Below are 13,660 nucleotides of genomic sequence, written 5' to 3' on the forward strand. Positions count from 1 at the left end.
CGCCGGCGCGGTGTTCGCCGCGCCGACGCCGCAGGCGCTGGCCTCGCGCCTGGCCGCTACTGCAAGCGCGGCCGGGGCCGCGATGGAAACGCCGCCGAATCTGATCGCAGCCGACGCCATGGCCATCGACCCGTCGATGCTGCCGTTGGCGGAACTGAGCCAGGACGAGATCGACCGCATCGTCGCCGCCACCCCCGGCGGCGTGGCCAACATCGAGGACATCTACGGCCTGTCGCCGCTGCAGGAGGGCATGCTGTTCCATCACCTGCTGGTCGGCGAGGAAGGCGGCGCCTACGTGCAGCGCTGGATGCTCGGATTCGATTCGCGCGCGAGCCTGCAGCGGTTCCTGGCGGCGATGGCGGTCGCGGTGGCGCGCCACGGCGTGCTGCGCACCGCACTGCATTGGCAGGGGCTGTCGCAGCCGGTGCAGGTGGTGCAGCGGCAGGCGGCGCTGCGGATCGACGAACTGCTGGTGCAGGACGACGCGTTGGCCGAACTGCGGCGCCACACCGATCCGCGCCGGCAGCGCCTGGAGCTGGACCGCGCGCCGTTGCTGCGCGCCTACATCGCCGAAGCCGGCGACGGCGCCTGCTATCTGGCCCTGCTCGGGCACCACGCCATGGTCGATCACCTGACCCTGGAGCTGTTGCTGCAAGAGCTGCGCGAAATCGCCACCGGCCGCGCCGAGGACTTGCCGGCGCCCACGCCCTATCGCGATTTCATCGCCGCCGTGCGGCGCGCGCCGAGCGCGGACTTCGACGACTACTTCCGCGCCCGCCTGGGCGATATCGACGAACCGACCGCGCCGTTCGGCGCGATCCAGGTCCACGGCAGTGGCCGCGACCTGCGCGAAGCGACGCTGGCGCTGCCGGCGCCGCTGTCGGCGCGGGTGCGCGCGGCGGCGCAGCAGCGCGGCGCCACGCCGGCGGCGTTGCTGCATCTGGCCTGGGCTCTGGTGGTGGCGCGCAGCAGCGGGCGCGAGCGCGTGGTGTTCGGCACCGTGCTGTCCGGCCGCCAGCGCGGCGACGGCGCCGCGCGCGCGCTCGGCATCTTCGTCAACACCTTGCCATTACGAGTGGACTTGGCCGACGCCGACGCCGGCGCCGCGCTCGCCGCGATCCAGGCCGACCTGGCCGAGCTGATGCAGCGCGAGCACGCCTCGCTGGCCCAGGCCCAGCGTTGCAGCGGGGTCGACCCGGCGCGGCCGCTGTTCACCAGCGTGTTCAACTACCGCCACAGCCGCCAGGCGCTGGACGGCGCCGCCGCCGAGCTGTGGGACGGCGTGCGCGTGCTCGGCGGCGAAGGCCGCAGCAACTATCCGCTGGCGCTGAACCTCAACGACGACGGCGAGGGCTTCTCGCTCGGCGTGCAATGCGCCGCGCCGATGGACCCGCAGCGCATCGGCGCCAACCTGTGCGCCGCGGTCGAGGGATTGCTCGACGCGCTGGCCCATCCGGAGCGCGGCTCGTTGGCCGGCATCGATGTGCTGCCGGCCGAAGAGCGCGCGTTGCTGCTGCAGCGGTTCGCGGTGGCGGACGAGGCTGGCGAGGGAATCGACGCCAACGCGCTCGCATCCGCCGATCCGGCCACCGCCGAAACGATCCACGCCCGCTTCCGCGCGCAGGCGCAAGCCACGCCCGCGGCCATCGCGATCAGCTGCGGCGAACGCCGGCTCCGCTATGCCGAGCTCGAAGCCGATTCCAACCGCTTGGCCCAGCACCTGATCGCGCTCGGCCTGGAGGCCGAATCGCGCATCGCCGTGTGCCTGCCGCGCGGCCCCGAGTTCGTGGTCGGCCTGCTCGCCGTGCTCAAGGCCGGCGCCGCCTACGTGCCGCTGGACCCGGCCTATCCGCTCGAACGCCAGCGTTACCTGCTGGCCGACAGCGGCGCGCGCGCGGTGCTGACCGACCATGCGCACTGGCAGCGGCTGCAACCGGCGTGCGACGCCGCGTCGCCGCCGTCGGTGGTGTTGCTCGACGACGCGGCCACCGCCGCCGCCATCGCCGCGCAGTCGCCGCGCGCCGAGGACCTGGCCGCGCCGGCGACGTCCGCGCGCTCGCTGGCGCATGTGATCTACACCTCCGGCTCCACCGGCCAGCCCAAGGGCGCGATGCTCGAACACGCCGGCGTGGTCGAGCTGATGACCGGCAACGGCCGCATCGGCTTCCGGCCCGACGACTGCTTCGCGCACTGCTCCAGCCAGGCCTTCGACATGACCACCTGGGAGGTCTGGGGCGCGCTGTTGAACGGCGCCCGCCTGCACGTGGTGCCGCGCGAGGCCTTGCTCGACGCCGAAAAGCTCAACGCCGAACTGCTGGCCTGCGGCGCGACCCAGATGATGCTGCCGACCGGCTTGTTCAACGAACATGCCGAAGCCTTGCAGCCGGCGTTCGCGCGACTGCGCGATCTGCTGGTCGGCGGCGACGTGCTCGACCCGGCGCGCATCGCCGCGACCCTGCGCGGCCCGGCGCCGCCGCAGCGGCTGTGGAACGTGTACGGGCCGACCGAAACCACGGTCATCGCGACCGCGCACCGCATCCTCGCCGGCGACTGCGGCGGCGCGGTGCCGCTCGGCCGCCCGATCGCCGGTGCGCGTTTGTACCTGCTCGATGCGCGCGGCCGGCCGGTGCCGGTCGGCGCGGTCGGCGAACTGCACATCGGCGGCGGCGGCGTTGGCCGCGGCTATCTCGGCCGCGACGCGCTCACCGCCGAGCGTTTCCTGCCCGATCCGTTCGCGGCCGCGCCCGATGCGCGCATGTACAAGACCGGCGACCAGGCGCGCTGGCGCGCCGACGGCACGCTGGAATTCCTCGGCCGCAACGACTTCCAGGTCAAGATCCGCGGCTATCGGGTCGAGCCGGGCGAAATCGAAGCGGCGCTGGCGCAGTGCGAGGGCGTGCGCGAAGCGGTGGTGGTCGCGCGCGGCGAGTCCGCCGCCGACAAGCATCTGGTCGCCTACGTGGTGGCGCGGCCGGGCAGTGCGCCGGAGCCGGCGCGGTTGCGCGAACAGCTCGCGCAGACCTTGGCCGACTACATGCTGCCCGCGGCCTACGTGGTGCTGGACGCGCTGCCGCTGACCCCGAACGGCAAGCTCGACCGGCGCGCCCTGCCGGCGCCGGACGCCGCGGCGCTGGCGGCACGCGGCTACGCGCCGCCGCAGGGCCCCATCGAGCGCGCCATAGCCGCGCAGTGGCAGCAGTTGCTCGGTGTCGAACGCATCGGCCGCCACGACGATTTCTTCGCCCTCGGCGGCCATTCGCTCAATGCGATGCGCTCGCTCGCCGGCCTGCAGCAGGCGCTGGGGCGCGAGGTGCCGCTGGCCGCGCTGCTGGCGCGGCCGAGCGTGGCCGAACTGGCCGCGGCGCTGGAGCGCGATATGCGCGGGCTGCTGGCGGTGCCGCTGCGCCGCGCCGCCGCCGGCATGCCGACGTTCTGCCTGCATTTGATCGACGGCAGCGTGACGCCTTACCTCGCCCTGGCCGAAACCTTGGGCGAAGCCGGGCCGGTGTACGGCCTGCAGGCGCCGGACCCGGACGAGCTGGAGGCGCGCTTCGCCGATCTGCCCGGTTTGGCCGAGGCCTACGCCGACGAGATCGAACGCATCCAGGGCGAGCGAAGCGAACGCGGCTGCCGTCTGCTCGGCTGGTCGGCCGGCGGCGTGTTCGCCACCGCGGTGGCGCAGAGCCTGGAACGGCGCGGGCGCCGGGTCGAATCGCTGACCCTGCTGGACTGCCGTCCGATCGAACCGCAGTCGGCGCAGGACGAATGGGTCTACGCGATGGCCCTGGCCATCGGCTCGATGCGCGGCCGCTTCCTGCAAGCCGACGAGCGCGAGGCGCTGGCCGCGCAACTGCGCGCGGACCAATGCCAGCCCGCTGCGTTCCTGGCGCCGCAGGCTCACGCTCTCGCGCTGGACTTCCTGCAAACGTGGACCGGCTTGCCGATCCAGCCGCAGGAACTCGCCCACTTGCGCAGCCGCATGCGCACGATGCTGGCCTGCTTCGGCCTGCTGCGCGACTATCGGCCGCCGTCGCTGCAGGTGCGCCCGCACCGGCTGTGGGTCGGCGAGCCCGGCGCGCAGGCCTGGCCGCTGCACCCGCACAGCGAGCGCGACGGCGAGATCCACGGCCGCGCCGAGGGCGACCACGAAAGCATGATGCAGCCGCCGCACGCCGCCGGCCTGGGCCGCGCGATCGTGGCCGAGTGGCAACGGCAGGCGGCTGCGCAGGCATGAGCGCAGGGCTGTGGATCGTCGGCCGGCCGCCATCGGCCGGCCGCCTGAGCCTGTATTGCTTCCCCTACGCCGGCGGCAACCCGGTCGCGTTCCTGCCCTGGCAGGAACGCCTGCCGGCGGACATCCGGGTGCGCGCGCTGCAACTGCCCGGGCGGGCGCAACGCCTGATGGAGGCGCCGATGCAGGAATGGCCGCCGCTGATCCAGGCGCTGGCCGACGCGGTCGCCGCCGAACGCGCGCCCGCGTTCGCGTTCTTCGGCCACAGCCTCGGCGCGCTGATGGCGTTCGAAACCGCGCGCGCCTGCGCCGCGCGCGGCCTGCCGCTGCCCGAGCGCCTGATCGTCTCCGGCTGCGCCGCGCCGAGCCTGCGCGAGCCGGAAATCGGCCTGCACCGACTGCCCGAGCCGGCGCTGATCGCGCGCCTGCGCCAGTACCAAGGCACGCCCGACGCGGTGCTGGCCAATGCCGAACTCATGCAAGTGCTGTTGCCGACGATCCGCGCCGACTTGCGCTTGAGCGAGGATTACGTGCGCGGGCCGGCGCTGTCGTGGAACTTGCCGATCGATGCGCTGCACGGCCGCGGCGACGAACTGGTCGGCGACCGCATGAGTGGCTGGAGCGAAGAAACCCAGGGCGTCACGTCGATGCACGGATTCGACGGCGGGCATTTTTTCCTGGAAAGCCGGCGCGATGAAGTGATCGCGACCATCGAGCGCCTGTTGGGCTAGCGGTGGCCTCGGGCCGGCGTGGCCTGGGGTAGGGCGAAGGCAGTCCGCCGGCGCCGCGGTGGAATCGACCGCGACGCGGTAAAGACTGCGCGCCACATCGCGAATGCCGACCGCGACCCTCTGCGCCCCGCGCGCCACGCTGCGGGCGCTGCGCGCAAGCCACGACGGTTCGCGCACAAGCCGGCGGGCTTGTGCGCAAGGCACGCCGGCTTGCGGGCGCAAGGCTTTCAGGGACGTGCGCAAGGCCCAAGGCCTTGCGCTCGGCGCTGAAAGTGTCGCGGGCAAGGCGATTGGTCCCGGTCGCAACGCAAAAAGGCTCGAACTCGCAAGGCTTCGCGCCTTGCGGCCGGGTGTTTTGGGCTTGCGCCGGGGCGGCGCGGGCCGGCGACGGGGCGCGGCGGCTTGCGTTCGGGACGAATCGGGTCGCGGGCGGCCCGCGGCGGCTTGCGTGCGAGCCGTTGCCGCTTGCGCGCAAGGCTCAACCGCTTGCGCTCGGGCCGGTGCCGAAGGTCGCCGCCGGCCGGACGGCGACCGGTGGGCGGTGAGCGGGCTCAGTCGGAACGGGCAGTGCGCAGGTTGCCGTGGACTTGGTCGGCCCACAGGCGGAACACGTGGGCCAGGGCGCGGCGGCGCGATTGTTCGGGTTTGCGGACTTCAGGCGAAGGCGCGGTGGCGGGATCGATGGTGTCGGCGATGCCGATCAGTTCGTCGCGGAAGGCTTGCAGGCCGTGGTAGGCGTCGGCGGGCAGCAGGACGTAGTCGGCGGGGGGCGCGGAGGTCGTTCTTCGGGGCATAAGCGGTACTCCTCTGCATGAGCCAGTGGCCCGCGCTGCGCGGACGCGCAGGCGGGATGTCGGGAGGTTAGAAACCGCGTACAGACGGCGGGCGTATTCCCCTCGCGGGTGTTGTATTAGCCGCCCTCCCGACGCAAGACACGCGCCGGCAATGCCCGAACTGCAGGCATAAAAAACCCACCGGGATTTCGGAGGTGGGTACCGCTGTACGAGGAGTTTCTACGCTCCGTCGCGGAGCCTGCTACTCGCGAAATCGCTTGTCAATAGCCGTTTGCGGAGCTTTTTCCAACCGTGCGCAACGTTGATGCACACGATGCACATCAAGCCGAAAGCCACAACGGCACCGCGAACAACGCCGCGCCCAAAACGAACAGCGCCGTCAGCGCATGCACCATCGGCCGATTGATCCGCAAAAACACGAACTGCTCGATCGTCCGCCCGATCCAGAACAACGACATTCCCAGCAGCATCGCGCGGCCGAGCGCGGTGCCGTGCAGTTCGTCGGCGAACAGAAAGCACAGCGCCGCGATGCCGAGGAACACGTAGATCAGCCGCAGGTTGAGAATCTGCAGGATTGCGCGGTCGGCGACGGTGGCGGTGCGCAGGGTGTCGCGCCAGCGAAAGATCCGCCAGAACGCCAGGTGGAAGACGGCGAAGCCGAGGCTGTGCAGGCCGGCGAGGTGGATCCACGAGGTGGCGGTCATGGCGGGGCCGATGCGGGAGCGGGGGCGATTGTGGCGGCAAGGCGCGCCGATGTCTCGTTTCCGACTGTAGGAGCGGCGCGAGCCGCGACCGCGACCTCCGGCTTGCGTCGTCGGCGCGATGTCGCGGTCGCGGCTTGCGCCGCTCCTACAGGGGCTTGGGCTAGTCGCGCTTGGGCTTGGGCGAGACGCGCATGGCGATGCGGGCGCGGAACACGGGTTCGCCGGCGGGGTTGCTGATTTCGACGTTCACCGGCAGGTCGTAGGGCGCGTCGGATTCGACGATGGGCGCGGCCGGCGTCGCCACTGCGCGTAGGGTGCCGACGGCTTTCTTGAGGTATTCGACCTGCATGCCGATGGGGATCCAGCGCATCGACTTGGGGATGCTGACGTCGGTCATCACCCCGCCGGTGAGTTCGGCGAGGTTGCACATGGCGATGGCGTGGACGGTGCCGAGGTGATTGGTGACGGCGCGGCGGTGTTGGATCGTGGCGGTGCAGCGGCCGGGTTCGAGCGATTCGAAGCGCGGTTTGATGCTGCCGAAGTAGGGCGCCTTCATGCACACCGCGCGCGAGAACAGCCAGTGGCCGGCGGGGTAGCGGGTGAGTTTTTGGTACAGGGCGAGGACGTTGGCGCTCATGGTGGTGGCGGGTCTTCGTTGAATGGTTGAGTTCGCGCCGTTCCCACCTACCGTCATTCCCGCCTTCGCGGGAATGACGGTAGGTGGGATCGTCGGAACGGCAAGGGCCGCATACCAAAACGGCGGACCCGAAGGCCCGCCGTTTGGCTTTCATGCATCGCGTCGCATGCGCGCGCCGCGGGCTTACGCCGCCGCGCGCGCGTCGCCGCGGCCGGCGTCTTCCTGGGCGTACGGCTTGTAGCCGGCCGAACGCAGTTCGGCGGCGTCGAAGTCGTCCACGCTGATCGCGTCGATGGTCATCTCGCGCAGTTCTTCCAGCTGCTTGCGTTCCTCGGCGGTGATCCAGCCCTCGCGCACGCCCTCGTCGAGCTGGCCGGCGAAGTCCAGCGCCTGGATGTCGCTGTTCTTCAGCGCCTTGAGGAACTTGCGCTCGACCGGCTCGGCCAGGATCACCTTCTGCAGGTAGCTGTTGATGCGGCCGGCCGGGTTGTTCGCGCACGGGGTCAGGAACACGCCGTCGGCGAGGCGGTCGCGGGCGTCGTTGGGCGACATCAGCAGCGCCGCGGCGCGGTGGCCGAGGCGGTCGCTCGGGGCCTGCGCGCGGCGGCCCCACGGGAAGATCAGCGCCCACAGCAGGTAGCCGACCGGGCGGATCGGGAAGTTGCGCAGCGCACCCGACAGCGCCAGTTCGATCTTGTGCACGGCGTCGTGGAAGGCCCAGGCCAGCAGCGGCTGGTCGCCGACCGGACGGCCTTCGTCCTCGTAACGCTTGAGCATGGCGCTGGCGATGTAGAGCTGGCTGAGCACGTCGCCCAAACGGCCCGACAGCGATTCCTTGAACTTGAGCTTGCCGCCGAGCAGCAGCATCGAGGTGTCGGCCATCAGCGCCAGCGTCGCCGAATAGCGGTTGAGCTTGCGGTAGTAGCGGCGGGTGTAGGCGTCGCCCGGCGCGGCGCCGATGCGCGAGGCGGTCAGGCCGTACCACAGGCTGCGCACCGCGTTGGAGATGGCGAAGCCGATGTGGCCGAACAGGTTCTTGTCGAACTCGCGCAACGCCTCGGCCTTGTCGGGCAGCATCGCCGCCTTCATTTCCTTGAGCACCCACGGGTGGCACAGGATCGCGCCCTGGCCGAAGATCATCAGCGAGCGCGTCATGATGTTCGCGCCTTCCACCGTGATCATGATCGGCACCGCCTGCCAGTTGCGGCCGGCGTAGTTCTTCGGGCCGAGGATGATGCCCTTGCCGCCGTGGATGTCCATCACGTCCTTGGCCACGTCGCGGGCCATGTCGGTGCAGTGGTACTTGGCGATGGTCGAGGGCACAGCGGGGTTTTCGCCGCGCGCCACGGCCGCGGCGGTGGCCTGCGACAGCGCGCTCACGGCATAGGCATGGCCGGCGATGCGCGCCAGCGCTTCTTCGACGCCTTCGAAGCGGCCGACCGACAGGCCGAACTGCTTGCGGATGCGCGCGTAGGCGCCGGTCACGACCGCACCGAGCTTGGAGCCGCCGCTGCCGGAGGAGGGCAGGGTGATCGAGCGGCCGATCGACAGGCATTCCACCAGCATCTGCCAGCCCTTGCCGGCGTAGGCTTCGCCGCCGATCAGCTGGCTCAGCGGAATGAACACTTCCTTGCCGTGGATCGGGCCGTTCTGGAAGGTGCAGTTGAGCGGGAAGTGGCGGCGGCCGACTTCGACGCCGGGCGTGTCGCGCGGCACCAGCGCCAGGGTGATGCCGATGTCGCGCTTGTCGCCGATCAGGCCGTCCGGGTCGTACATGCGGAACGCCAGGCCGATCAGGGTGGCGACCGGGGCGAGGGTAATGTAGCGCTTGTCGAAGGTGAGCTTGACGCCGACCACGCGCGCGCCGTTCCACTCGCCCATGGTGACGATGCCGTAGTCTGGGATCGAGGTCGCGTCGGAACCCGCCCACGGGCCGGTCAGGCCGAAGCAGGGCACTTCGCGGCCGTCGGCCAAGCGCGGCAGGTAGTGGTCTTTCTGTTCCGCGGTGCCGTAGTGCATCAGCAGCTCGGCCGGGCCCAGCGAGTTGGGCACGCCGACGGTGGAGCTGACCACGCTGGAGATCGACGCCAGCTTCTGGATGACCTTGTGGTTGGCCAGCGCGGTGAAGCCCAGGCCGCCGTATTCCTTCGGGATGTTGAGGCCGAAGAACTTGTTCTTCTTGATGTAGTCCCACAGCTGCGGCGACAGATCGGCATCGACGTGGGTGATCTGCCAGTCGTTGGTCATCTTGCACAGCTCTTCGGTCGGGCCGTCGAGGAAGGCTTGCTCCTCGGCGGTCAGCACCGGCTTGGGCTGGCTCAGCAGCTGCTGCCAGTCGGGCTTGCCCGAGAACAGCTCGCCTTCGAAGCCGACCGTGCCGGCCTCCAGCGCGGTGCGCTCGGTTTCCGACAGCGGCGGCAGGATCTTGGTGTAGAAGCCCAGCAGCGGCTTGGTGATCAACGGCAGGCGGATCGCCGGGATCAGCAGCGGCAGGGCGATGACGGCGACCAGCACGGCGGCGACGACGGTCGCGGTCGGGTTGGCGCCGAGCAGCCAGCAGGCGACCAGCGCGGTCGCGGTCAGCGCGGCCCACACCGGCAATCGCAGGCGGTGGTAGGCGGCGATCGCGCCGATAAGCAGGAAGGCGAGGAAGGGGATCGCGATACTCATGACGGCGCTCCAGGGAGGTGCGGCTGGACCAGGCTGGTGAGGGCAGCAAGGACGGTGGCCGGGCCGGGCTGTTTTTGGGAGCCAGGCCCTGTTTACGGCGGGTCGGGTCGTTCGCGTGTGATGTCCGGCATTCAAACGCTGGCATCAAACGCATAACATACGGTTGAGTATGGGTGCGTGCTCGGAGTGCTGTCAACCGACCGGCGCGCTTTTTCGCGCAACGCTGCGTCCGCACCGCGCGCGCGGCCGAAAAGCGCTCGAACGCGGGCTTTTCGACGGAGTTCGTGTTGCGATGCAACATTATCTTCCTGAGCCGAATCGCAACGGTTTGCTGCACTGCGTACTGTTCCCGACCAAGGCGTATGGATAAACTTGGCAGCCATGAACCAGCCCGCCCCGAACAAGTCCGAGCCCGCGCTCGACACCGCGTCCGCCGACGCCAAGCCCTCCAGCAAGGCGGAGGCCAGCAAGCCCGAGCGCAGCGGACGCCTCAGCGCCGACGACTGGGCGCAGGCCGCGCTCGATCTGATCGCCGAGCAAGGCGTGGCCGCGGTCGCGGTGGAACCGCTGGCGCGCCGCCTCGGCGTGACCAAGGGCAGCTTCTACTGGCACTTCCCTTCGCGCGACGCGTTGCTGGTCGCGGCGCTGGAGCGCTGGGAGAAGGTCGAACAGGAAACCGTGTTCGGCCAGCTCGAACCGATTCCCGATCCGCGCCAGCGTCTGCGCTCGCTGTTCCATCTCGTCGCCCACGAGGTCAAGTCGCACATCATCTATTCCGAACTGCTCAAGGCGCTGGACCATCCCGCCGTGCAGCCGGTGATCGGCCGCGTCTCCGAACGCCGCCTGGATTACCTCACCGCATCCTTCCGCCAGGCCGGCCTGAGCCGCACCGACGCGCAGCACCGCGCGCGGCTGCTCTACGCCGCCTATGTGGGCTTCCTGCAGTTGAACCTGCAACTGCACCAGACCCGCATGCAGCACGACGAGTTCGAGGCCTATGTCGAACACATGATGGCCACGCTGATTCCCTCGTCGTAAACCGCTTCCTTTTCCGATCCCCCGGAGAGCACTGCCGTGAATGCCAATTTGAAAGATCCCGCCCCCGCGACTGCCGTGCCGGGGAGCGCGGGCAGTTCGCTGCCGGCGCTCAACCAGTGGGTGGCGCAGGTGGCCGCGCTGACCCGTCCCGATGCGATCGTGTGGTGCGACGGCAGCGACGCCGAGTATCAGGCGCTGCTGCAGCGGATGCTGGCCGACGGCACCCTGGAGACCTTGAACCAGGACACTCATCCGGGCAGCTACCTGCACCGCTCGCATCCGGACGACGTGGCGCGCGTGGAGCACCTGACCTTCGTCTGCACTCCGCAGCCCGAGGACGCCGGTCCGAACAACCACTGGATGGCGCCGCGCGAGGCGCACGCCAAGATGGACGCGCTGTTCGAAGGCTGCATGAAGGGGCGCACGATGTACGTGATCCCCTACTGCATGGGCCCGATCGATTCGCCGCTGGCGCGTTGCGGCGTGGAGATCACCGATTCGCCGTACGTCGTGGCCAACATGCGCACGATGACGCGCATGGGCGCCGCGGCGCTCAAGCGCATCGAAGGCGGCGACTCGTTCGTGCGCGGCCTGCATTCGATCGGCGAGCTCGATCCCGAGCGCCGCTTCATCATGCATTTCCCGGATGAGCTGACCATCAAGTCGTTCGGCTCGGGCTACGGCGGCAACGCCCTGCTCGGCAAGAAGTGCCACGCGCTGCGCATCGCCTCGCACCAGGCGCGCAACGAAGGCTGGCTGGCCGAGCACATGCTGATCGTCGGCATCGAGAACCCGCAGGGCGAAACCCACTACATCGCCGCCGCGTTCCCGTCGGCCTGCGGCAAGACCAACCTGGCGATGCTGATTCCGCCGGAAGGCTACCGCCAGGCCGGCTGGAAGGTGTGGACGGTCGGCGACGACATCTGCTGGATGCGTCCGGGCGCCGACGGCCGTCTGTACGCGATCAACCCGGAAGCCGGTTACTTCGGCGTCGCCCCGGGCACCTCGGCCAAGTCGAACCCGAACGCGCTGGCCTCGATCCAGACCAACACCATCTTCACCAACGTCGGCGTCACCGCCGACGCGCAGCCGTGGTGGGAAGGCCTGGACAACGGCCAGACGCCGGTCACCGACTGGCGCGGCAACGGCTTCGACGCCGCCAAGGGTCCGGCCGCGCATCCCAATGCGCGCTTCACCGTTTCGGCCAGGCAGTGCCCGAGCTATTCGCCGGAAGCCGAGAACCCGGCCGGCGTGCCGATCTCGGCGATCGTGTTCGGCGGCCGCCGCGCCTCGCTGGTGCCGCTGGTGTTCGAAGCGCGCGACTGGACCCACGGCGTGCTGATCGGCGCGGCGATGGGCTCGGAAACCACCGCCGCCGCGACCGGCGCGGTCGGGGTGATGCGCCGCGACCCGATGGCGATGAAGCCGTTCTGCGGCTACAACTTCGCCGACTACTTCGGCCACTGGCTGTCGTTCGACAAGAGCGGCGCGAAGCTGCCGAAGGTGTTCCACGTCAACTGGTTCCGCAAGGGCATTGATGGCAAGTTCCTGTGGCCGGGCTTCGGCGACAACCTGCGCGTGCTGGAGTGGATGATCGGCCGGGTCAAGGGCGAGGCCGGCGCGGCGGAAACGCCGATCGGCCATCTGCCGCAGGCCAGCGACCTCAACCTCGACGGCGTGACGCTCAGCGAGGAAGCCCACGCCAAGCTGTTCGGCTTCGACCATGCCGGCTGGAGCGCCGAGTTCGACAGCATCGGCGAGTACCTGCGCGAGTACGGCCCGCGCATGCCGCAGGCGCTGCACGACGAGCAGCAGCGGATCGCGGCGGCGTTGAAGGGCTGATTCTGGGTTAAGGAACGAGTGGAGAGGAACGAGGAACGAGTGGGGCGCGGTGTGGCCCGGCTCGGCTCTCGTTCCTCTCTGCGTTTCCGGCCGCGCCCACCCGCAGCCCGCCCATCGCCTGACTCCAAGGAAATCGGCCTACCCGGCAGCCGCCATGCGAGGCCGCCCCCACTCGTTCCTCGTTCCTCTCCACTCGTTCCTAGCCTTAAACCCTGAGCCCCGACCCCGCATCGGACTCAGTATGCTGACCGCCGTGAACGACACCATGCCCGACGCCGCCCCCGCGCTCGATGCCGACGCCGACCAGGCCCTGGTCGCGCAGGCCGCCGCCGGCGGCGTGGCCGCCTTCGAGGCGCTGTACCGCCGCCACGCCAGCCGCGTCCATGGCGTCATCGCCCGGCTGGTCGGCTACCACGGCGCCCGCGCCGAGGACCTGACCCAGGAAGCCTTCGTCCGCGCCTGGCAGGCGCTGCCGAACTTCCGCTTCGAATCGGCGTTCGGCACCTGGCTGCACCGGCTCGCGGTCAACACCGCGCTGATGGAATTGCGCGGCCGCCGCAGCCGACCGTTCGAGGACAGCGACGAGGAGACCTTCGACACCCTCGGCAGCGCCGATTCGGCCGGCCACGTCACCGCGCTGTCGATGGACCTGGAGCGCGCCGTCGCCAGCCTGCCGCCGCGCGCGCGCGCCGTGCTGGTGCTGTACGACGTGGAAGGCTGGAAGCACGAAGAGATCGCCGCCGAACTGGGCATGGCGGTCGGCAGTTCCAAGGCGCAATTGCACCGCGCGCGCAGCCTGCTGCGCGCCCGGCTCGGAGAACAGGCATGAACGACAACGAACTGCATCCGCGCGGCCCCGACCGCGCCGGCGAAGGCGAACTGCCCGACGCGCTGCGCTGGCAACTGCGCGCGTTGCGCCGCGACCAGCCGCCGTCGCGCGACCTGTGGTCCGGCATCGCCGCGCGCCTGGGCGAGCAGGCCCCGGCCGGCGAACAGGCGCCGCCGGCCGAACC

At 70.2% G+C, this 13,660-nt stretch carries 10 protein-coding genes; 6 read left to right on the forward strand and 4 right to left on the reverse strand.

Annotated elements, in window-relative coordinates; translation table 11 throughout:
* Positions 1-4,234, forward strand: a 4,234-nt coding sequence (locus tag A7A76_RS14375; RefSeq protein ID WP_206411833.1) for a non-ribosomal peptide synthetase, incomplete at its 5' end; no start/stop codon positions are given.
* Complete coding sequence (locus tag A7A76_RS14380; RefSeq protein ID WP_206411834.1) at positions 4,231-4,962, forward strand: thioesterase II family protein; 732 nt, start codon at positions 4,231-4,233, stop codon at positions 4,960-4,962. The genes A7A76_RS14375 and A7A76_RS14380, both read left to right, overlap by 4 nt.
* Before the next feature lie 551 nt (positions 4,963-5,513).
* Here A7A76_RS14380 and A7A76_RS14385 read toward each other — a convergent pair.
* The 4 genes from A7A76_RS14385 to A7A76_RS14400 form a co-directional block, all read right to left on the reverse strand.
* Complete coding sequence (locus A7A76_RS14385) at positions 5,514-5,756, reverse strand: XAC0095 family protein (RefSeq protein ID WP_206411835.1); 243 nt, start codon at positions 5,754-5,756, stop codon at positions 5,514-5,516.
* 320 nt (positions 5,757-6,076) lie between these two features.
* Complete coding sequence (locus tag A7A76_RS14390) at positions 6,077-6,460, reverse strand: hypothetical protein (RefSeq protein WP_206411836.1); 384 nt, start codon at positions 6,458-6,460, stop codon at positions 6,077-6,079.
* A 160-nt stretch (positions 6,461-6,620) separates the two neighbouring features.
* Complete coding sequence (locus A7A76_RS14395) at positions 6,621-7,097, reverse strand: hotdog fold domain-containing protein (RefSeq protein WP_206411837.1); 477 nt, start codon at positions 7,095-7,097, stop codon at positions 6,621-6,623.
* 183 nt (positions 7,098-7,280) lie between these two features.
* Positions 7,281-9,767: an acyl-CoA dehydrogenase gene (locus A7A76_RS14400; RefSeq protein WP_206411838.1), complete on the reverse strand. Its 2,487-nt coding sequence runs from the start codon at positions 9,765-9,767 to the stop codon at positions 7,281-7,283.
* A 381-nt stretch (positions 9,768-10,148) separates the two neighbouring features.
* Between A7A76_RS14400 and A7A76_RS14405 the strand changes: the two genes are divergently transcribed.
* The 4 genes from A7A76_RS14405 to A7A76_RS14420 all read left to right on the forward strand — a co-directional run.
* The gene (locus A7A76_RS14405) at positions 10,149-10,805 is read left to right on the forward strand and encodes a TetR/AcrR family transcriptional regulator (protein WP_206411839.1); all 657 of its coding nucleotides are present in this window, start codon (positions 10,149-10,151) and stop codon (positions 10,803-10,805) included.
* A 36-nt stretch (positions 10,806-10,841) separates the two neighbouring features.
* Positions 10,842-12,647, forward strand: coding sequence for a phosphoenolpyruvate carboxykinase (GTP) (locus A7A76_RS14410; RefSeq protein ID WP_428995159.1), 1,806 nt, complete (start codon positions 10,842-10,844; stop codon positions 12,645-12,647).
* A 241-nt stretch (positions 12,648-12,888) separates the two neighbouring features.
* Positions 12,889-13,476, forward strand: coding sequence for an RNA polymerase sigma factor (locus A7A76_RS14415; protein ID WP_074864286.1), 588 nt, complete (start codon positions 12,889-12,891; stop codon positions 13,474-13,476).
* On the forward strand, positions 13,473-13,660 hold a 188-nt coding region (locus A7A76_RS14420), incomplete at its 3' end, for a hypothetical protein (protein WP_206411840.1). The genes A7A76_RS14415 and A7A76_RS14420, both read left to right, overlap by 4 nt.

Origin of the sequence: Lysobacter enzymogenes, from assembly GCF_017168095.1 — a bacterium.
Taxonomy (GTDB): Bacteria; Pseudomonadota; Gammaproteobacteria; order Xanthomonadales; family Xanthomonadaceae; genus Lysobacter; species Lysobacter enzymogenes_D.

Excerpts from the sequence above, each read along its gene's own strand:
- A7A76_RS14400 (WP_206411838.1), bottom strand. The coding sequence starts at position 9,767 with ATGAGTATCGCGATCCCCTTCCTCGCCTTCCTGCTTATCGGCGCGATC.
- A7A76_RS14415 (WP_074864286.1), top strand. The coding sequence starts at position 12,889 with ATGCTGACCGCCGTGAACGACACCATGCCCGACGCCGCCCCCGCGCTC.
- A7A76_RS14390 (WP_206411836.1), bottom strand. The coding sequence starts at position 6,460 with ATGACCGCCACCTCGTGGATCCACCTCGCCGGCCTGCACAGCCTCGGC.
- A7A76_RS14385 (WP_206411835.1), bottom strand. The coding sequence starts at position 5,756 with ATGCCCCGAAGAACGACCTCCGCGCCCCCCGCCGACTACGTCCTGCTG.
- A7A76_RS14395 (WP_206411837.1), bottom strand. The coding sequence starts at position 7,097 with ATGAGCGCCAACGTCCTCGCCCTGTACCAAAAACTCACCCGCTACCCC.
- A7A76_RS14405 (WP_206411839.1), top strand. The coding sequence starts at position 10,149 with ATGAACCAGCCCGCCCCGAACAAGTCCGAGCCCGCGCTCGACACCGCG.
- A7A76_RS14380 (WP_206411834.1), top strand. The coding sequence starts at position 4,231 with ATGAGCGCAGGGCTGTGGATCGTCGGCCGGCCGCCATCGGCCGGCCGC.